The 17,732-nt window shown below is 66.5% G+C and carries 18 protein-coding genes; 9 read left to right on the top strand and 9 right to left on the bottom strand.

Annotation, left to right across the window (positions count from 1 at the left end):
• The first annotated feature begins 257 nt into the window (after positions 1-257).
• Entirely contained in the window at positions 258-1,094 is an 837-nt protein-coding gene (locus RUH65_RS03310) for a CPBP family intramembrane glutamic endopeptidase (RefSeq protein ID WP_313815777.1), read from the top strand.
• On the top strand, positions 1,091-1,909 hold the full coding sequence (locus RUH65_RS03315; protein WP_313815778.1) for a CPBP family intramembrane glutamic endopeptidase: 819 nt from the start codon (positions 1,091-1,093) through the stop codon (positions 1,907-1,909). The genes RUH65_RS03310 and RUH65_RS03315 overlap by 4 nt, the downstream gene beginning before the upstream one ends.
• 57 nt (positions 1,910-1,966) lie before the next feature.
• Here the strand turns inward: RUH65_RS03315 and RUH65_RS03320 are convergent, their stop codons facing one another.
• On the bottom strand, positions 1,967-3,397 hold the full coding sequence (locus tag RUH65_RS03320) for a DHA2 family efflux MFS transporter permease subunit (protein ID WP_313815779.1): 1,431 nt from the start codon (positions 3,395-3,397) through the stop codon (positions 1,967-1,969).
• A 100-nt stretch (positions 3,398-3,497) separates the two neighbouring features.
• Between RUH65_RS03320 and RUH65_RS03325 the strand changes: the two genes are divergently transcribed.
• The 4 genes from RUH65_RS03325 to RUH65_RS03340 all read left to right on the top strand — a co-directional run bounded on the left by RUH65_RS03325 (position 3,498) and on the right by RUH65_RS03340 (position 7,360).
• Positions 3,498-4,232, top strand: a complete 735-nt coding sequence (locus RUH65_RS03325) for a TetR family transcriptional regulator (protein WP_313815780.1) — start codon at positions 3,498-3,500, stop codon at positions 4,230-4,232.
• 184 nt (positions 4,233-4,416) lie between these two features.
• Entirely contained in the window at positions 4,417-5,082 is a 666-nt protein-coding gene (locus RUH65_RS03330) for a pentapeptide repeat-containing protein (RefSeq protein WP_313815781.1), read from the top strand.
• A gap of 55 nt (positions 5,083-5,137) precedes the next feature.
• Complete coding sequence (locus tag RUH65_RS03335; protein ID WP_313815782.1) at positions 5,138-6,421, top strand: NAD(P)/FAD-dependent oxidoreductase; 1,284 nt, start codon at positions 5,138-5,140, stop codon at positions 6,419-6,421.
• A gap of 204 nt (positions 6,422-6,625) precedes the next feature.
• The gene (locus tag RUH65_RS03340; RefSeq protein WP_313815783.1) at positions 6,626-7,360 is read left to right on the top strand and encodes a nitroreductase; all 735 of its coding nucleotides are present in this window, start codon (positions 6,626-6,628) and stop codon (positions 7,358-7,360) included.
• Here the strand turns inward: RUH65_RS03340 and RUH65_RS03345 are convergent.
• Together RUH65_RS03345 and RUH65_RS03350 are read right to left on the bottom strand one after the other, a co-directional pair.
• Positions 7,312-7,692, bottom strand: coding sequence for a MerR family transcriptional regulator (locus RUH65_RS03345; protein ID WP_313815784.1), 381 nt, complete (start codon positions 7,690-7,692; stop codon positions 7,312-7,314). The two genes, RUH65_RS03340 and RUH65_RS03345, sit on opposite strands and share 49 nt — an antisense overlap.
• A gap of 10 nt (positions 7,693-7,702) precedes the next feature.
• Positions 7,703-8,419: an NAD(P)-binding domain-containing protein gene (locus tag RUH65_RS03350; protein WP_313815785.1), complete on the bottom strand. Its 717-nt coding sequence runs from the start codon at positions 8,417-8,419 to the stop codon at positions 7,703-7,705.
• A gap of 219 nt (positions 8,420-8,638) precedes the next feature.
• On the opposite strand from RUH65_RS03350, the gene RUH65_RS03355 reads away from it, so the two are divergent.
• Together RUH65_RS03355 and RUH65_RS03360 are read left to right on the top strand one after the other, a co-directional pair.
• Positions 8,639-10,048, top strand: coding sequence for an O-acetylhomoserine aminocarboxypropyltransferase/cysteine synthase family protein (locus RUH65_RS03355; protein ID WP_313815786.1), 1,410 nt, complete (start codon positions 8,639-8,641; stop codon positions 10,046-10,048).
• Positions 10,045-10,560, top strand: a complete 516-nt coding sequence (locus tag RUH65_RS03360; protein WP_313815787.1) for a CoA-binding protein — start codon at positions 10,045-10,047, stop codon at positions 10,558-10,560. The genes RUH65_RS03355 and RUH65_RS03360 overlap by 4 nt, the downstream gene beginning before the upstream one ends.
• A 584-nt stretch (positions 10,561-11,144) precedes the next feature.
• Here RUH65_RS03360 and RUH65_RS03365 read toward each other — a convergent pair.
• The 5 genes from RUH65_RS03365 to RUH65_RS03385 form a co-directional block, all read right to left on the bottom strand.
• Entirely contained in the window at positions 11,145-11,906 is a 762-nt protein-coding gene (locus RUH65_RS03365; protein WP_313815788.1) for an ABC transporter permease, read from the bottom strand.
• On the bottom strand, positions 11,903-12,754 hold the full coding sequence (locus tag RUH65_RS03370; RefSeq protein ID WP_313815789.1) for an ATP-binding cassette domain-containing protein: 852 nt from the start codon (positions 12,752-12,754) through the stop codon (positions 11,903-11,905). Before RUH65_RS03370 ends, RUH65_RS03365 begins: the two co-directional genes overlap by 4 nt.
• Positions 12,751-13,110, bottom strand: a complete 360-nt coding sequence (locus tag RUH65_RS03375) for a DUF1048 domain-containing protein (RefSeq protein WP_313815790.1) — start codon at positions 13,108-13,110, stop codon at positions 12,751-12,753. Before RUH65_RS03375 ends, RUH65_RS03370 begins: the two co-directional genes overlap by 4 nt.
• Positions 13,107-13,439, bottom strand: a complete 333-nt coding sequence (locus RUH65_RS03380; RefSeq protein WP_313815791.1) for a PadR family transcriptional regulator — start codon at positions 13,437-13,439, stop codon at positions 13,107-13,109. Before RUH65_RS03380 ends, RUH65_RS03375 begins: the two co-directional genes overlap by 4 nt.
• Positions 13,440-13,857: 418 nt before the next feature.
• Complete coding sequence (locus tag RUH65_RS03385; protein WP_313815792.1) at positions 13,858-14,664, bottom strand: carbon-nitrogen hydrolase family protein; 807 nt, start codon at positions 14,662-14,664, stop codon at positions 13,858-13,860.
• A 54-nt stretch (positions 14,665-14,718) separates the two neighbouring features.
• On the opposite strand from RUH65_RS03385, the gene RUH65_RS03390 reads away from it, so the two are divergent.
• Positions 14,719-16,419 (top strand): FAD-dependent monooxygenase, encoded by a 1,701-nt coding sequence (locus RUH65_RS03390; protein WP_313815793.1) that lies wholly within the window; start codon positions 14,719-14,721, stop codon positions 16,417-16,419.
• Here RUH65_RS03390 and RUH65_RS03395 read toward each other — a convergent pair.
• Positions 16,406-17,701, bottom strand: a complete 1,296-nt coding sequence (locus tag RUH65_RS03395) for an adenylosuccinate synthase (RefSeq protein WP_313815794.1) — start codon at positions 17,699-17,701, stop codon at positions 16,406-16,408. The genes RUH65_RS03390 and RUH65_RS03395 overlap by 14 nt on opposite strands.
• Between the last annotated feature and the right edge of the window lie 31 nt (positions 17,702-17,732).

Genomic DNA, 17,732 nt, shown 5'->3' on the forward strand with positions numbered 1-17,732 from the left:
ACCCCCAGGGGGTATAAAGGTTACACCCTACGCACCTCAGACCTTCGGATCAAACCCACCCGTTCCCCTCCAGCGGACGCCACACGAGAGGCGGTCATCGCGAAACTGGCGCTTCTCACAACGCCAGACACAGCCGAACGAGCGGCTGCATCGCGTGGGGGGCCGTCTAGCGCTTGGGGAGATGCTCTTATACGTTGATCTCACTGGGCCTTATAGTGCGCAACCGCGCGTCGGGCAACGGCTTGATGGGGACGCTCATGACCGAGGTATCGATTGGTTCCCGCTGGGCGAGGTTCTGGAATCGGGGGACATGGTGGAAAGCAGTCATCGCGGCTGTTGGCTATCTCGTCCTCTACGAACTGGCGGGGCTGGCCGACGGACGAGTGCTGGGCAACCTCGTCGAGGGTACGGACCCACTTGCCTCGGCGAAAAACGTCATGGTCTACCTCCTGGTGCCGCTGATCATCGGTGCGATCGTGCTGGTCAGTTTCATCATGTCGGTCGGTTGGTCCCGCCCACTGTTCGCCGCTCAACCGACACCGGGGCGGTGGTGGATGTGGATTGCGGTCGCGCTGACAGTGGCACCCATCGTTCTTCGGCTCTTCGGGATTGACTACGGCGCCTACAGCGGCGGGGTGATCGCACTGACTTTCCTCTCCGGTCTGCTGATCGGGTTCACCGAAGAGCTCCTGACCCGCGGGATAGCCGTCAAGCTGCTGCGCAGCGGCGGTCACTCCGAGCGGGTTGTGGCGGTACTCTCCTCACTGCTGTTCGCGCTGCTGCACTCGTCGAACATCTTGACCGGCCAGCCGCTGCTCACCGTGTTGCTGACCATGGTCTACGCGTTCGGGTTCGGGATGATGATGTACCTGGTGCTCCGGGCGACCGGCAGCCTGATCTGGCCGATGCTCATCCATGGACTCACCGACCCCACCACGATGCTCGCCACAGGCGGGATCGACACCGTCCACTCTGGGGCGGAAAGCCCGCTCATCCCGATTGCCGGGGCATTCAGTCTGATCTTCATCGTTGCGGCGCTGCTGAGCATCATTTTCATCCGCGACCGCGCACGTACGACGAGAGAGATCTCGTGACCACCCAACCCGATTCCTGGTCGATTCCTCGAACCCTCTGGGTGGGGCTGGCAGCGGCGGCTCTCTACGTGCTCCTCGCCGCCGTCGTGGGCAACCTGTTGGACCCGCTCGCCGGCGGTGACGAAACCCTGGACTTCGTCATCACCGAATACATCCCGGTCGCGATCCTCATCGCGGTGGGTCTGTTGTTCGCACGGAAAGCCGGCTGGCTTCGCGAAGCATGGACGGCGCCGTCACCTTTCACCGAGCGGCGACGCTGGTGGCTTCTCGCGATCCCCGCACTCCTGACCATCCAGACCGTCCTCATCCTTGCCGAGGTGCCCTGGTCCGAGCGCGCCTGGTCAGTGGTGCTGATCTACCTCATCGGATCATTGCTGATCGGTATCGGCGAGGAGCTTTACTTCCGCGGTATCTTCCGGGTAGCCGTGCGGGGCCACCACGGCGAACTGGCAACGTTGCTGATCACGTCCATAGCCTTCGGGCTCGCCCACACTGTCTCGTATATTTTCAACGGCGTGCCTATCGGAGCCACAGCCCTCAGCGTGGCTTTCCTCGCCATGAATGGGGCGCTCTTCTACGGCGCACTCCGAGCAACCGGAACACTCTGGGTTCCGATCCTCCTCCACGCTCTCGGTGACTTCGCCCGCTTCATGCAACAGGGGACTGACGCGCGGACGGAGTCGCCGAGCTTCGGCGATGATGCCGCCACTGCCGCGGTCGAATTCGCACTGATCGGCCTGTCCATGGCCCTCGTGATCAGTCTCGCGCGCAGCGACCGACGCCATCGACAGTCCCTGGAAACGTCCTTGACCTGAGAGGTTCTCGCCGAGCGCTTCACGCTGCCTCGAACGCTTCTCGGGCGATGGGAATCGCTAAGCTCGCTTTCGTGGCATGAGGAACGCCAGTGCCACCGCGAGGAGTGACACCACGGTTGCCGTGATGAAGGCGGCATGAAGGCCCTGGGCCTGGGCCTCCACCTCATAGATCCCCTGGGCACGCGCTTGGCCGCTGACGAACGACATGATCGTGACGAACACTGCGGTGCCGGCGGCGCCCGCGAGTTGCTGCAGTGTGCCGATGATGGCACTGCCATGCGGGTAGAGAGCCGAGGGAAGCGAACCAAGGGCGCTCGACATGACCGGGGTCATGACGAGCGCGACGCCGACATCGAGGGTGATTGAGGCGATGAGCAGGTAGTTGACCGAGCTGCTGGGGTGCATGAACGCGAAGAGGGTCAGCCCGCCGGTCAGCAAGAGCACGCCCGGGATCGCGAGCGGTCTCACACCGAGGCGGTCGAACATCATCCCGATGACGGGAGCCCCGAGGCCCATGAGTAGTCCGCCGGGCAGCATCAGGAGCCCCGTGGTGAGCGCGGAGTGGTGCATCACGTTCTGCATGTACAGGGGCAAGAGGATGAACGCCCCGAACATCGCACACATGGCCACGGTCAACAGTGACGCTCCGACCCAGAAGGGGCGGAATGTAAAAGCGTGCAAGTCGAGGAACGCCCGCTCTTGCCGACGCAGGGTGAGCTGTCTCCCGATGAACGCCGCCATTGCGGCGATCCCGACGACGAGGGTGATGACCGGCGAGATCGCCTGTGCACCGCTGGCCGCCTCGCCCATGCTTCCCAAGCCGTAGACGATGCCTCCGAAGGCGAATACCGCCAAGACTGCCGACATGGGATCGAACCGAGCAGCCGCGGACGGTGTCCTTGGTTTCACGAACCACGCACCGACGAGTAATACCACGACCGCCACTGGCAACACCGCCCAGAACACCGCCCGCCACCCGGAGGCTGCGATGAGCGCCCCGGAGAAGGTCGGCCCGAGCGCCGGGGCGACCGCCGTCACGATCGCGACGAGGCTCATCATCCGTCCCCGCCGCTGCGGCGCGACCGCCGTGAGGATGGTGGTCGTGAGCAGCGGCATGATGACTGCGGTTCCCGCCGCCTGCACCACTCGCGCCACCAAGAGAAGCGAGAACCACGGGGCAAGCGCCGCGGCCGCCGTACCCACACTGAACAGGGCCAGCGCGGCGATGAACACCCGACGAGCCGAGAACCGCTGGAGAATGAAACCGGTCATCGGGATGAGGATGGCCATCACGAGCATGTAAGCCGTCGTCAGCCATTGCCCCCTGGCAGCGGTGATGCCGAACTCGTCCATGATCGGGGGAAGCGCTACCCCCATCACCGTCTCCGCGAGCACCATGACGAACGCACCCGCGAGCAGAACCGCGATGAGCCCGCGCGATCCATCCGATGCCGGAGGACCGTGATCGCGATCAAGGGTTGCTTCCACTGTTGCCTCTTGTTTTGGCCTCAACCTGCCTCCTAGTGACATGCATGGCACTGAGTGTCGGGAATGACAGTGTAGGACATACTTCATCTATGATGTGACCATGTCCCCAGCACGTGAGCATGCCCAGCAGCGAAGCCACCGTGAGACCTCTCGGCAGGCGGCACGGGCCAGGATCGGCTACATCGCGGAGGCCTTGTTCCTCGAGCACGGGTACGAGGCAACCACCGTCGATCAGATCGCTCAGGAAGCGGGCATCTCACGGAGGACTTTCTTCCGATACTTCTCCACGAAGGACGAAGTACTGTTCGGCAACACCGAACTGGACCTGCAAGCACTCCTCCGTGCCGTCGATTCGCGACCCGCGGCGGATGCCCCGTGGATTTCGCTGGAAGACGCCATGGTGGGTGAGCTTGACCAGGATGATCACCTCGGCGCGGAGGGCAGAGCACGGCTTTTCGCAACGCTCGCGGCCGAATCCCCCGAGGTCCACTCCAGGTACCTTGCCCGGCTCGCCACCTTTCAGGTCGAGTTGCAGGAACTGCTCTGGGCTCGGTGGGTCGCTCTCCATGGGGCCGTGTCAGCCAAGTCCGTTCGGGTGGCATTGCGTGCGCTGGCTGGAGCGTTCTTCGCGATACTGGACGATGTCGTGCTCACCACCGACGAGGGTTTCCTGGCCGATCACCGAGGTGACATCGCGCAGGCGTTCGAACTCGCCCGACCCGGCGATATCCGATTCGGCGGCCCAAACCGCGCCCCTCGGCCAACCCCAGAGCCCAACGCATCAATCGGATCACAAGGCCTGCGCCAGGAGTCCCCGCAAAGCCCGACCGCCTGAGGAGCATGAGGACAGGGAACGGAAAGCTCTATGCCACAACGAGATTTTTCCCGAACCACAGGCTCCACTGGAAGTCGGGCCCACCAAGTCATCATCCCTAGTGCCAGCGCGTGTCAAATGTGGCACTGAGTGCCATGCATTGCTATGGTGGGCTGCGACGATGACTGCAGGAGGTTCACCCCAGATGCCGACGAAACGACCGAAGATTGCCGCCCCGATCATCGACGAGCTGAGCTTGGTCGGCCTGGCGGACACAGACCCTTCCGACATCGCCGCGAGGGGATCCTACGAAGCGTGCCGTTTCGTGGACTCGGACCTCACGGGTCGCGATCTCGCCGGCATTGCCTTCAGTGAATGCGAGTTCACCGGACTCGAGGCTCACGAAGCCCAGTTCCGAGGTGCCCGCTTCGTCGAGACCCGCCTCGACCGAGCCCATGCGGCAGTGTTCCAAGCGGCCCGCACGACGTGGCGCAGCGTCCACATCGACAACTCCCGGTTCGGCGCCGTCGAGATGTTCGATGCGGACCTGGAGTCGGTCCGCATCACCGGCAGCAAGCTCTCCTTTGTGAACCTGCGGGCGGCCAGATTGCGGGATATTGCGTTCGATCACTGCGTCATCGACGAGCTTGACCTCGTCGAGGCCCGAGCTCAACGCATAGCATTCAACAACTGCAAAGTTGCTGCGATCCAGCTAGATCACGCTCAGTTGCGTCACGTCGACCTCCGCGGTCTGGACCTCAGCAGCGTCAGTGGTGTCGATTCGATGAGCGGCGCCATCATCTCCTTCACCCAGGCCGTTGACCTCACCAGTGCGTTCGCCCAACACCTGGGCATCACCGTCGCCGACTAGCGCCCGGATTCACACGCCTTCGATCGGCCACAGCGAAAGCATGAGAGCGGGAAGCATGAGGCATGCACACACGGCGAAGGCGCATTCGGGCGACGTCATCGTCATCGGAGCCGGCATGGCAGGGCTGGGCGCGGCCCGCGAGATGTCCGATGCGGGACGCAACGTCGTCGTGCTCGAAGCCAGGAACCGGATCGGTGGACGGTTATGGACTGATCACAGCTGCATGGGGATACCGGTGGAGAGAGGTGCCGAACTGGTCCACGGATCCGAAGCTTCCACATGGCAGTTGATCACTGGCGGGGGCTTACCGACGCACCGGCTCGCCACGCATATGGTCCGCCATGGACCACGGCACACATGGCTGCGGATCGAAGATCCGGAGATTCGGAGTTTCCCCCATAGCCGCCCCCTCCTGCCCGATCCCCTCCCCCGGCCGTTGACACAGGAGACAGCTCTGGCATACCTGATGCGGCTGGGCGTTGAACCGGGCAACATTCCTCTCGCCCTGCGCCTGGTGGAGACCGACACCGAACAACTGCACGCGTTGGCGGCCTCTGAGATTGCTGAGTTGTTGAACGTCACCTTCGATGGTCGCGAAAGTGATGGGTCTTCAGTCGTCGAGGAAGCTGCGGACTTCAGAGTTCCCGGTGGATACGACCGGGTTGCAACTGCTGTGGCGGCAGGGCTCGACATTCGCACCGGTGCGGTCGTTCGCGCCGTTCGTTGCCGTTCCGGTGGCGTGGAGGTCGTGACCTCCGAGCGGGTCTTTTTCGCACAGGCGGTCGTCGTCGCCGTTCCGGCCGGGGTGTTGCAGACCGGGATGATCGAGTTCAGCCCATCGCTGCCGTCGGGCCAGCGGGACGATATCCAATCCGTGGAATACCTGCCGGTCTACAAGGGCCTCTTCGAGTTTTCACGACCGGTTCTCCCTGTCGGGTGGGACGTCGCCGAGGATCCCTCGTTAGCCGTTCCCTGCTTCTGGAATGCATCCGCCGGTACCTCTGGATACCGTGGTGAAGTGGTTGTCGCCTGGGCGACAGGCGACCACGCGCGTCACCTGCTCGCGCTGGACCGTCAGCACCAGCAAGCCACAGCACTAGAGGCTCTCGGCTCCATGCTCGGCGAGACCGTGCTCAGCCCGATCGCCATGGAAACCCACAATTGGGCCGCCGATCCCTTTGCCCGCGGCGCTTACCCCGGTCCGTTGCCACTTCCGGAAGGGATCGACGATCCGCTCGAGGGCCGCGTGTTCTGGGCGGGATTGGTGACGGAGACCATCCACGAGTCCTACGACAGTGGTCGGCGGGCCGGACAACAAGCGTTGACATCACTGCACTGAGAATCGGCAACATTCCTCTCGCCCTTCGTGCCACCTGCATGGAGATGAGGGGTCGACACTCGACAGATGGTCACCAGGCGACCTGACCCGCATGCCGAAGATCTCCTCCTGCCGATTTGACCTTTACATCAGTGTGAATGTTGAACGATGGTCTTGCTCCTCCCCGGAGCGCCCACTGTCGCGCTGTCCGAGAGGTCCACCTGCATGTCCACCATCACCGAGGCCATCCGTTCACGTCGCTCGCCGCGCACTTTCCTGCCTGACCCCGTGCCGGGCGAGGTGATCCGCGAGGTCCTGGAGGACGCTCGCTGGGCGCCCTCACACAGCAACACGCAGCCGTGGACCACGCACGTCGTCTCGGGAGCAGCGCGGGACGCGTTGAGTTCGGCATTGCTGGAGGCACACGATGCCGGCAGGCGGTCTCCCGATTTCACCGATACCTATGGCGACGGCGTGCATCTGCAGCGCTCACAACACCTCGCCGCCGCAACGTATGGGGTCCGGGGCATCGCACGGGACGATCACGAAGGTCGCAACGAAGTCGTGCGTGACAACCTGCGCTTCTACGGCGCCCCGCACGTAGCGATGCTGTTCGTACCGCAGCTGGGCGATGGAGTGCGGGCGGCCAGCGATGTGGGTATGTACGCGCAGAACTTCCTGCTGTCACTGCACGGACACGGATACCAGGGAATCCCCCAGGCGGTCCATGGCATGTACGCCGACGCCGTTCGCAGGACGCTCGGGGTGCCTCGCGAGCAGAAGCTGCTCTTTGGCATCGCGTTCGGAACGGCTGACCGGGATTCTCCGTTGCGCAGCCTCGACATCGGGCGCGTCCCGCTGGAACACAGTGTGGTGCTGCATGACTCGGGCACTCTCGACGGTGGCGGCCTTCAGGACGCCGTGGACGCCAGGACGGCGCGGTCCATGGCTTCGATGTAGCGGGTCAGAGCGTCCCGGTTCTGCTCCAGGAACGAGATACGCTCCGCCATCTTGTCCCGTTGCTCGACGAGCATCTCCCGCAGCTTTGGATCGGGGTCCGCCACCACGGTGGCCTCGGTGTTGTTCAAGCAGGGGAGCATGTCGCCGATGATCCGAGTCGGGATCCCCGAGTCGAGCAGTCCGCGGATCTTGCGAACCCGGTGGACAAGGTAGTCCTCGTACTCCCGGTAGCCGTTCTCGAGGCGTCGCGGCGTGATGAGGCCTTGCTCCTCGTAGAACCTCAGCATGCGCGTGGGCACCCCGGTCCTCTTCGCCAGCTCACCGATCTTCATGGACACTCCTTCAGAACTGCCGCTCGGCCACCGCCGGGCGGGTGGAGGAATCGATCAGCTCGCGGAGGCGGGCCGCGGGGACCGGGGCGCCGGTGTCCGCGGAGAAGTTCGAGAAGAACGACTCCGGATCGGCGGCGTAGATCAACGTATATGCGCCCGACTCCGGCTCGGCCCGCCAGGAGTCCGCCAGCGAACCGGCATCGATCGGATCGAACCCGAGGCTGCCGACGACCTCCGAGACGAGCACCTTGGCTTCGTCGGAGTCGCCGAAGACGGCCATACCCGAACGGTCCCGCGCCCCTGCCGGGCGAGCGAGCGAGGGGATGTGGTGAGCGACGATGTTGTTGAACGCCTTCACGATCTCCGCGCCAGGGAGAAGCGTCGCCTCGTACTCGGCCGTCGCGAGATCCAGCGAGTCGAGCACGGTGATCCGACCGTCGCGGCCGGGGTAGTAGTTGCCCGTCGAGAGCACGGTGCGGCCGGTCAGCGCCTCGGCGGGAAGGGACCCATAGGCCGACAACGGAATTGCGAGGATAGTGAGGTCGCCGTACCGGGCAGCCTCCTCCACGGTCCCGGCCTGCGCTCCCGAGCCGAGATCGGTCACGAGTGCCGTGAGCGTCTCCGGTCCACGGGAGTTCGCGATCATGATGTCGTGACCGGCCGCGATGGCCAGCCGGGCGAGCCCTGCTCCGATCGAGCCACTGCCGATGATGCCCATGCGAGTCATGCGATTCTCCTTGGTCCGCGTCGACGCCTGCCGCCTCCGTAGGGTCCAGTCTGCAACGTTCACACCACTGTCAATGTCAAGGTCGGCCCCAGGTCATCTTTCGACCCCCAGTTAAGGGGAAAGGGCCGGCGTCGGGAACAATGAACGCAACGGGACCGTTGCGCCAGTCACCGCCCTGGCGCACCGCACCCCGCCCCCGTACCCGCTGGAAGGATCTTCGTGGCAGAACACCAGTTCGGCTTCCGTACCCGCGCGCTGCATGCCGGCGCCGTCCCTGATGCCGTGCACGGCTCCCGCGCCGTGCCGATCCACCAGACCACCTCCTACGTCTTCGAGTCCGCCCAGGACGCCGCGAACCTCTTCGCCCTGCAGAAGTACGGCAACATCTACTCCCGCATCGGCAACCCCACGGTCGCCGCCTTCGAGGAGCGGATGGCGGCGCTGGAGGGGGGCATCGGTGCGGTGGCGACGGCGTCCGGCATGTCCGCGGAGTTCGTCACCTTCGCCGCCCTGGCCGGCGTGGGAGACCACATCGTGGCCTCGTCGAAGCTCTACGGCGGCACCATCACCCAGTTGGACGTCTCGCTGCGCCGCTTCGGTGTGGAGACCACCTTCGTGGACTCGATGGAGGCGGCGGATTTCGAGGCCGCCATCAAGCCGAACACGAAGGCCGTCTACACGGAGATCGTGGCCAATCCCTCCGGGGACATCGTGGACCTGCCCGGCCTGGCCCGCGTGGCCCACGCCGCCGGGGTGCCGCTGATCGTGGACGCCACCCTGACCCCGCCGTACCTGATCCGTCCCTTCGAGCACGGCGCGGACATCGTCATCCACTCCGCCACCAAGTTCCTCGGCGGCCACGGCACCACCCTGGGCGGCGTCGTCGTCGAATCCGGGCTGTTCCCGTGGGACAACGGCAAGTTCCCGGCCATGACCGAGCCCGTCCCCTCGTACGGCGGCGTCTCCTGGTGGGGCAACTTCGGCGAGTACGGCTTCCTGACCAAGCTGCGCTCCGAACAGTTGCGCGATTTCGGCCCCGCGCTGCCGCCGGCCTCCGCCCAGCAGCTGATGATCGGGCTGGAGACCCTCGCCCAGCGCATGGACGCCCACCTGGCCAACGCCCAGCGGGTCGCCGAGTGGCTCGAGGCGGACGACCGGATCTCCTGGGTGAACTTCGCCGGCCTGCCCTCGCACCCGCATCACGAGCGCGGCCAGGAGTTGCTACCCCTGGGTGTGGGCTCCGTGTTCAGCTTCGGGGTCAAGGGCGGGCGCGACGCCGGCGCCTCCTTCATCTCGCACCTCCAGTTGGCCAGTCACCTGGCCAACATCGGCGACGCCAAGACCCTCGTCCTGCACCCCGCCTCCACCACGCACCAGCAGCTGAGCGCCGAGCAGCTCGTCTCCGCCGGTGTCCCGGAGGATCTGATCCGTCTGTCCGTGGGTATCGAGGACGTGGAGGACATCCTCTGGGATCTGGACCAGGCCCTCGAGGCCGCCATGAACGGGCCAGCTGACGGCGAAACTGAGACGGAGCCCTCCGAGCCGGCCGCCACGGCCGTGCCTCTCGACCCCTCCGGCAACGCCCCGATGGCCGACTCGACCGAAACCGTGAAGGAGACCGACAGATGAGCACCGCACTGCCTGACCGCAACTGGACCGGCCCGTCCGCCCCCGAGCGGCTGCGCCTGCTGCGCGAGGCGAAGTCCATCGCCATCGTCGGCGCCTCGGACAAGCCGGCCCGCGCGTCCTACTTCGTGGCAACCTACCTGAACAGCTCGACGACCTTCGATCTGTACTTCATCAACCCCATCCTCGCCGAGAAGGGCACCGAGATCCTCGGCCACCGGGTCTACGCCTCGCTGGCCGACCTGCCCGTGGTGCCGGACCTGGTGGAGGTCTTCCGCAAGGCCGAGGACACCCCCGGCATCGTGGAGGAGTCCCGCGCGATCGGCGCGAAGACCGTCTGGCTGCAGCTGGGCATCTGGAACGAGGATGCCGCCCACGCAGCAGAATCGGCCGGGATGAACATGGTCATGGACCGCTGCGTGAAGATCGAGCACGCCCGCTTCCACGGCGGCCTGAACCTGGCCGGCTTCAACACGGGGGTCATCTCCTCGAGGCGCCAGCAACTGGACCGCTAGGGCGGTGCGGGTCCTCAACAGACGTTGGCCTATGACGGGGTTGACTGCGGACCTCCATCGACTGGGCCACCGTTTTCTTCGAGGGGCAGGGATGCCCGCCGGACCGGCTCAGGGCCGTGGTGGCTGGCTGGGCCCGCCCATACCGCCATCGCCGGACTGGCCGCCGGAACCACCGGTGAACCGGCGCGCGGCATCCATCACTCGGTCGATGCCGGACGCCCGGCCCGCACCGGGACTCTTTCCACCGCCACGCCGATGGAGCGCGCTCGTGGCCTGATGGATCATCTTCCGGCCCTGCGGGCTGTTCGCGAATGATTGGGCCTTGCTAGCCAGGTCCTTGAACTTCATCATCTCTTCTCCGTGGCATGGTCTGCTGCACCCCATCCTTGTACGAGTGAGACCCCGGGCTACCGGCTGCGGAGGGGAATCGCATCTGCCGGACCCGGGGTCCCTGTCATCACTCGCACCTTCATCACTCGCACCATGATGAGGTGCTTTCAGCATAGGAAACGAACTTGTGTTCGCACCCCACGCAGCCTGTGAGAAGCCTGGGACCTACCCCGGAGCGCTGCCGCCGTGGGTATCTAACCGACGCGGCGCCGGTAGACCAGCACGCTGAAGGCGTATCCGAGTCCCAAGATGCCCAGACACCAGGCCAGGGCGATCCAGATCTCCACCCCCACGGGTTGACCGCTGAACAGGTGGCGGACCGTGTTGACGATGGACGTCACGGGCTGGTGCTCGGCAAAGGCCCGCACCGGCCCGGGCATGGACTCCGTCGGCACGAAGGCCGAGCTGACGAAGGGCAGCAGGATGAGCGGATAGGAGAACGCACTCGCCCCGTCCACGGTCCGGGCACTCAGGCCCGCGATGACGGCCACCCAGGTCAGGGCCAGCGTCAGCAGCACCAGGATCCCGGCGACGGCAAGCCACTCGAGCACCCCTGCCTCCGATCGGAAACCCATGAGCAGGGCCACGCCCACCACGATCGTCAGGGACAGGATCGTGGCCACCACCGAGGTGAGGACGTGCGCCCACAGCACCGCGGACCGCGCGATCGGCATCGACTGAAAGCGTTCGACAATGCCACCCTGCAGGTCCAGGAAGAGCCGGTACGCCGTGTAGGAGATTCCCATGGCGATGGTGATGGTCAGAATCCCCGGTAGCAGGTAGTCCACGTAGGACTCGACCCCGGTGCTGATGGCCCCTCCGAAGACATAGACGAACAGCAGCATCATGGCGATCGGCATGACCGCCGTGGTGATGATGGTGTCCGGGCTGCGGGCGATGTGGCGCAGGGACCGGCCCAGGAGGACTCCGGTATCAGAGACAAAGTGTCCGCTCATGACAGGTCACCGGCATTCTCACTCGAACGGGGGCGGCGGTCGCCGGGTTTCTCGGCGGCGCCCGGGGCCGGACTGCCGATCAGGGCCAGGAAGATCTGCTCCAGGGTGGGTTGCTTCTCCACGTACTCGACCGTCGCTGGCGGAAGGAGCCGCTTGAGCTCGGCCAGGGTCCCGTTGGCGATGATGCGCCCGTGATGGAGGACGGCGATGCGGTCGGCGAGCTGCTCGGCCTCATCGAGGTACTGGGTGGTGAGCAAGACCGTGGTGCCGTGCTCCGTGAGTTCCCGGATGGCCCGCCACACCTCGAGTCGCGCCTCCGGGTCCAGACCCGTGGTGGGTTCGTCCAGGAAGAGCACCGGTGGGTTCCCGATCAGGCTCATGGCGATGTCGAGCCGCCGGCGCATGCCTCCGGAATACTCTCCGGCCCGTCGCCCTCCGGCGTCGGTCAACGAGAAGCGTTTCAGCAGGTCATCGGCCCGTGCTCCGGGGTGGGACACGTGCCGCAGCCGGGCCACGAGGATCAGGTTCTCGCGGCCGGTGAGCATCTCGTCCACAGCGGAGAACTGACCGGTCAGACTGATCGACTCGCGCACCCGACCCGGCTGCCGACCGACCTCGAAACCGTTGACGGTGGCGGTCCCGACCGTGGGGTGCATCAGCGTGGAGAGGATCCGGATGGCTGTGGTCTTTCCCGCGCCATTAGACCCCAGGAGGGCGAAGACACTCCCCCGCTCCACGTCGAAGTCGACGCCGCGCAGCACCTGATTCTTCCCGTAGGACTTCTCCAGGTCCCGTACGTGGATCGCGGGTGCCGGAACCGACCGGCGGACCGCCGTCGCACCGGTCATGACGCACCCGCCGCACGATCGATGGCCTCGGTGAGGCGCGACCGCTCCTTGCTGATCCACTGGTCCTCGGCGTAATTGGTCAGGAAGTCCTCGGCGAAGGCCACGGGGTCCTCCCCCACGATCTCCCGGAGCGCCGTCCCCTCGGCGGCGGCCTGTTCGAGGAGTTCCACGAGGTCCTCGAGCATCGTCACAAAGGTCCCGCCCTGGGTGATCGCCCCATACGTGGTCAGGTACCGCTCAAGCGCCTGCTGCGCCTCGCGGTATCCGCGCGGCAGGGCCTTGGCTCGCGCTTTGTATTGCTTCCACCGGCGCTTGTCACCGGCATGGCCGACGAACTTCTCTACCCATCCAGTCATCGTGAACCTCCGTTGCGGAGCTGATCGAGATGTTCCGAGAGGAAGCTCCAAGTCCTCCAGAACTCCTTGAGGTAGTCCTGCCCGAGGGCATTGAGGGAGTACACCTTGCGCGGCGGGCCCTTTTCCGACGGGCGCCGCTCCACATCGACGAGGCCGCGCTTCTCGATCCGGATGAGCAGGGCATAGACGGTGCCCTCAGCGATGTCAGTGAAGCCGTTCGCCCGCAACCGAGCCGTGATCTCGTAGCCATAGGCCGGCTGTCCGGACAGGATCTGCAGCACGATGCCCTCCAGCGTTCCCTTCAGCATCTCCGTCATCTGGCTGCTCAACAGAGCCTCCTGGGCCTCGGTATGTAGTGTTGCTATCTACCGGTAAATAGTAACACTAAGTACAGAAGGCGCAAGACCCCGCACATGACGAGACCCCGGGCTACCGGACGCCGTGAGGCGAACCGGACCCGGGGTCCCTGTCATCACTCGCACCTTGATGAGGCTCTTCCAGAGTAGGCATCCCAGATGGGGAGGAACCCCACGGCGCCTGTGCGTTCGCTGGTCACGGGACCGGCCCCGAGGGGCCGGCGGACATGGCAGGGCCCCGGGTTGTCCGGCGGCGTGAGGGGAACGCCATCTGCCGGGCCCGGGGCCCTCTGTCATCACTCGCACCTTGATGAGGTGGTTCCACCATAGGAACCTGACGTGAGAATCGTCCGGGCATCAGCTGGGAGGTTGCTGTCAATGCCGGCTCGGCCTAGGAGCCGACGGACCCCAACTGGTCCACGTCGGTGCGGCGGTTGGCCAGCACGGGCAGGAACGAGCGCACCTCATCGATGCGCTCACGGGTGACGTCGGCGGTCTCGACCGCCTCGCCCTCCTCACCGAGGAAGGCCACGGGTACGGCCAGCGGGTCGATGATGGCCGAGTGGCCCACGGTGTTGTCACTGCGCGTGCCCGCGGCCACGATCCACACGGTGTTCTCCACCGCGCGCGCCTTGAGCAGCAGCTGCCAGTGCTCGATCTTGTAGTCGCCCTTGAACCAGGCGGCCGGAACCAGCACGACGTCCGCCCCCGCCACGGCCAGCGACCGCGCCACCTCCGGGAAGCGCAGGTCGTAGCACGTCATGATGCCGAACCTCAGGCCGCCCAGTTCCACCATCAGGGTGCCCCGGTCTCCGGCGGTGATGCGGTCCGATTCCTTGTACTTGAAGGCGTCGTAGAGGTGCAGCTTGCGGTAGGTCCCCAGGATCTTGCCCGTGGCGTCCACGGCCACCACCGTGTTGTAGGGACGCTCGGTGCCCGAAGGCTCGTACCCGCCGGCCACCACCGCGACAGACAGGTCCGCGGCGATCCGGGTGACCTCGGAGACGAAAGCGGACCAGCCGGCGTCGACGGCCTCGGCCAGCGGACCGTCCACGTGCCGCACGGTGAACATGGACTCCTCGGGGAACAGCACCAGTTCGGCGCCGTCGTCCTTCGCTGATTCCGCCAGGCGCCGCAGCGTCGCCACGTTCTCGGCGACCACACCCGTGGGGCGGAATTGTCCGACGCTGATCCTCATGTGACCGTCCTCCTCGCATGGTGTGAAACAGTCCGCCCAGCCTAACCTGAGGCCATGTCCGCCGCCCCTGACCACGGTCCCGGACGCCGGGTCTCCACCGACGTCCTGGTGGTCGGCGCAGGACCGACGGGGCTGATGGCCGGCGCCTGGTGTGCGAAGCTGGGCCTCCAGTCCCTTGTGGTGGACGGCAAGACCGGCCCCACCCGGGAGTCCCGCGCGCTGGCCGTGCAGGCCCGCTCCCTCGAGGTCTACCGTCAGCTCGGCCTGGCGCAGTCCGTGCTGGACGGCGCAACCCCGGCGGCCTCCGTCAGCCCGGGCTTCCGCCACCGAACACTGGGCACCTTGCGGCTGGACCGGTTGGGCCAGCGGCTGACGCCCTTTCCGGGGATCACCATCTTCGAGCAGAGCGCGAACGAGGAATTGCTGGCCGGCCACCTCCGGGATCGGCATCGGCCGGTCGCCTGGGGCACCTCGTTCCGGTCCTTCATCACCGACCCCCGGGCGGCAGGACCCGGCGCAACCGTCACCGTCGGACTGGACTCTCCCGAGGGGCCTGTCCGGGTCCAGGCGCGGTTCGTGGTGGGCGCCGACGGCGCCTCGTCAGCGGTCCGGCGCGCCCTGGGCATCGCCTTCGAGGGAGCCACCAACCGGTTCGAGTTCTACGTGCTGGACGCCCACGGAGTCACCGGCACCGAGTCCGGCATCACCCTGCGCGCCTCCCGCGAGCACTTCATGCTGGCCTTCCCCCTGGGCGACGACGGCCGGGGCGGCCGGCGCGCACGCCTCCTGGGGATCCTGCGCGCCGAGGACTCGACCCCGGCGGACCCCGGTCAGGATGCCCGTCCGGACGACGACCCGGCAAACGGCCCCGATGACGGTCCTCTGGGCGGATCCCCCGCCGCCGATGCCCGCGATGAGGCGCGCGCGCGCGAGTCGCTGGCCGCGGAATTCGGCGTCCGGTACACCGGCACCGACTGGTCCAGCACCTACCGGGTGCATCACCGCGTGGCAGCCACCTTCCGGGCCGGCAGGGTGTTCCTGGCGGGGGATGCCGCCCACATCCACTCCCCCGTGGGGGCGCAGGGGATGAACACGGGACTGCAGGACGCGCAGAACCTCGTCTGCACCATCGCCGACGTCCTCGCCGGCCGGGAACCGGAGGACGTTCTCGGCCGCTATGAGGCCGAGCGCCGCCCGGTGGCCCTGAACCTGGTCCGGACCACCGACGTGGTGTTCGGCGCCGTCACCTCCCTGTCACCCCTGGCACGCCTGGCACGGACGCGGGTGTTCCCCGTCGTCGCACCGGTCCTCCTGCGAGTGGTACCGCGGCTTCCCCTGGGCGGGCGGATGTTCGGCTATCTCGCCCAGATCCGGATCCACTACCGGATGCCCGGGGCGGAGCCGGACGGCACCGGTCAACGGCGGCGGCACCGCGGCACGGTCCTGGGCCGCCGCCTTCCCTGGGTTCCCGACGCCGGCCAGACCGGTCCCGTGCCCGGCGGAGACGGGCACGGGGACAACCATGAGGCGCTCACCATGGCCGAGTGGCAGGTGCATGCCTACGGTCCGGCCGCCGTTCCGTTGGCGCGGGGCCTGGCCGACCGCCACCGGGACCGGGCCGCGGGGCGGGACGGGACGGCGTCGGGCCTGCCGGTGTACGGGTTCCGGGCGGCCCCGGAGGCCGGGCTGCCGGACGGAACGGCACTGCTGGTCCGCCCGGACGGCTTCGTGGCGGAGCTGGTCAATCCTCGATGAGGTCGCGGACCTGGACCACCTGGTCGCGGCCCGGACCGACGCCGATCGCGGACATGCGCGTGCCGGACATCTTCTCGAGGGCCAGCACGTAGTCGCGGGCGTTGGCCGGCAGGTCCTCCATGGCCCGGGCACCGGAGATGTCCTCGGTCCAGCCCTCGAAGTACTCGAAGATCGGCTGGGCGTGGTGGAACGCGGTCTGCGTCATGGGCATCTCGTCATGCCGCACGCCGTCCACGTCATAGGCCACGCACACCGGGATCTGCTCGATACCGGTGAGGACGTCCAGCTTGGTGAGGAAGTAGTCGGTGAAACCGTTGATACGGGTGGCGTAGCGGGCCATGACCGCGTCGTACCAGCCGGTGCGGCGCGGGCGGCCGGTGTTCACGCCGAACTCGCCGCCCACGGTGCGCAGGCGCGTGCCCAGGCCGTCCTCGTCGAAGAGTTCGGTGGGGAACGGGCCGGCGCCCACCCGGGTGGTATAGGCCTTGACGATGCCGATCGTGCGGGTGAAGCGGGTCGGGCCGATCCCGGCGCCCACCGAGGCGCCGCCGGCCGTCGGGTTGGAGGACGTCACGAACGGATAGGTGCCGTGGTCCACATCCAGGTAGGTGGCCTGGCCACCCTCCATCAGGACGACCTTGCCGTCGTCGAGGGCGTCGTTGAGGAGGATGGTGGAGTCCACGACCATGGGCCGCAGCCGCTCGGCGTAGGACAGGAAGTACTCGGCGATCTCGTCCACGGTGATCGCCCGGCGGTTGTACAGCTTGACCAGCAACTCGTTCTTCTGGCGCAGGGCGCCCTCGATCTTCTGGCGCAGGATCGACTCGTCGAACACGTCCTGGACGCGCACGCCCAGGCGGCCAACCTTGTCCATGTAGGCGGGGCCGATGCCGCGGCCCGTGGTGCCGATCGCGCGCTTGCCGAGGAAGCGCTCGGTGACCTTGTCCATGGTCTGGTGATACGGGGCCACCAGGTGCGCGTTGGCCGAGATCTTCAGGTGGTCGCAGCGCTGACCGCGGGCCTCGAGCCCATCGATCTCCTCGAACAGGGCCTCGAGGTTGACCACCACGCCGTTGCCGATCACCGGGACGGCGTTCGGAGACAGGATGCCGGCCGGCAGCAGCTTGAGTTCGAACTTCTCACCGCCGACGACGACGGTGTGTCCGGCATTGTTGCCGCCGTTGGGCTTGACCACGTAGTCCACGCGGCCGCCCAGCAGATCGGTGGCCTTACCCTTGCCCTCGTCGCCCCACTGGGCGCCGACGATCGCGATTGCTGGCATGAATGCATCTCTCCTGAGCAGGCCGCGGCAA

The sequence above is a fragment of the Citricoccus sp. genome, from assembly GCF_032154715.1.
GTDB lineage: Bacteria > Actinomycetota > Actinomycetes > Actinomycetales > Micrococcaceae > Citricoccus.

Excerpts from the sequence above, each read along its gene's own strand:
- RUH65_RS03310 (WP_313815777.1), top strand. The coding sequence starts at position 258 with ATGACCGAGGTATCGATTGGTTCCCGCTGGGCGAGGTTCTGGAATCGG.
- RUH65_RS03325 (WP_313815780.1), top strand. The coding sequence starts at position 3,498 with ATGTCCCCAGCACGTGAGCATGCCCAGCAGCGAAGCCACCGTGAGACC.
- RUH65_RS03330 (WP_313815781.1), top strand. The coding sequence starts at position 4,417 with ATGCCGACGAAACGACCGAAGATTGCCGCCCCGATCATCGACGAGCTG.
- RUH65_RS03335 (WP_313815782.1), top strand. The coding sequence starts at position 5,138 with ATGAGGCATGCACACACGGCGAAGGCGCATTCGGGCGACGTCATCGTC.
- RUH65_RS03340 (WP_313815783.1), top strand. The coding sequence starts at position 6,626 with ATGTCCACCATCACCGAGGCCATCCGTTCACGTCGCTCGCCGCGCACT.
- RUH65_RS03345 (WP_313815784.1), bottom strand. The coding sequence starts at position 7,692 with ATGAAGATCGGTGAGCTGGCGAAGAGGACCGGGGTGCCCACGCGCATG.
- RUH65_RS03350 (WP_313815785.1), bottom strand. The coding sequence starts at position 8,419 with ATGACTCGCATGGGCATCATCGGCAGTGGCTCGATCGGAGCAGGGCTC.
- RUH65_RS03360 (WP_313815787.1), top strand. The coding sequence starts at position 10,045 with ATGAGCACCGCACTGCCTGACCGCAACTGGACCGGCCCGTCCGCCCCC.
- RUH65_RS03365 (WP_313815788.1), bottom strand. The coding sequence starts at position 11,906 with ATGAGCGGACACTTTGTCTCTGATACCGGAGTCCTCCTGGGCCGGTCC.
- RUH65_RS03370 (WP_313815789.1), bottom strand. The coding sequence starts at position 12,754 with ATGACCGGTGCGACGGCGGTCCGCCGGTCGGTTCCGGCACCCGCGATC.
- RUH65_RS03375 (WP_313815790.1), bottom strand. The coding sequence starts at position 13,110 with ATGACTGGATGGGTAGAGAAGTTCGTCGGCCATGCCGGTGACAAGCGC.
- RUH65_RS03385 (WP_313815792.1), bottom strand. The coding sequence starts at position 14,664 with ATGAGGATCAGCGTCGGACAATTCCGCCCCACGGGTGTGGTCGCCGAG.
- RUH65_RS03390 (WP_313815793.1), top strand. The coding sequence starts at position 14,719 with ATGTCCGCCGCCCCTGACCACGGTCCCGGACGCCGGGTCTCCACCGAC.
- RUH65_RS03395 (WP_313815794.1), bottom strand. The coding sequence starts at position 17,701 with ATGCCAGCAATCGCGATCGTCGGCGCCCAGTGGGGCGACGAGGGCAAG.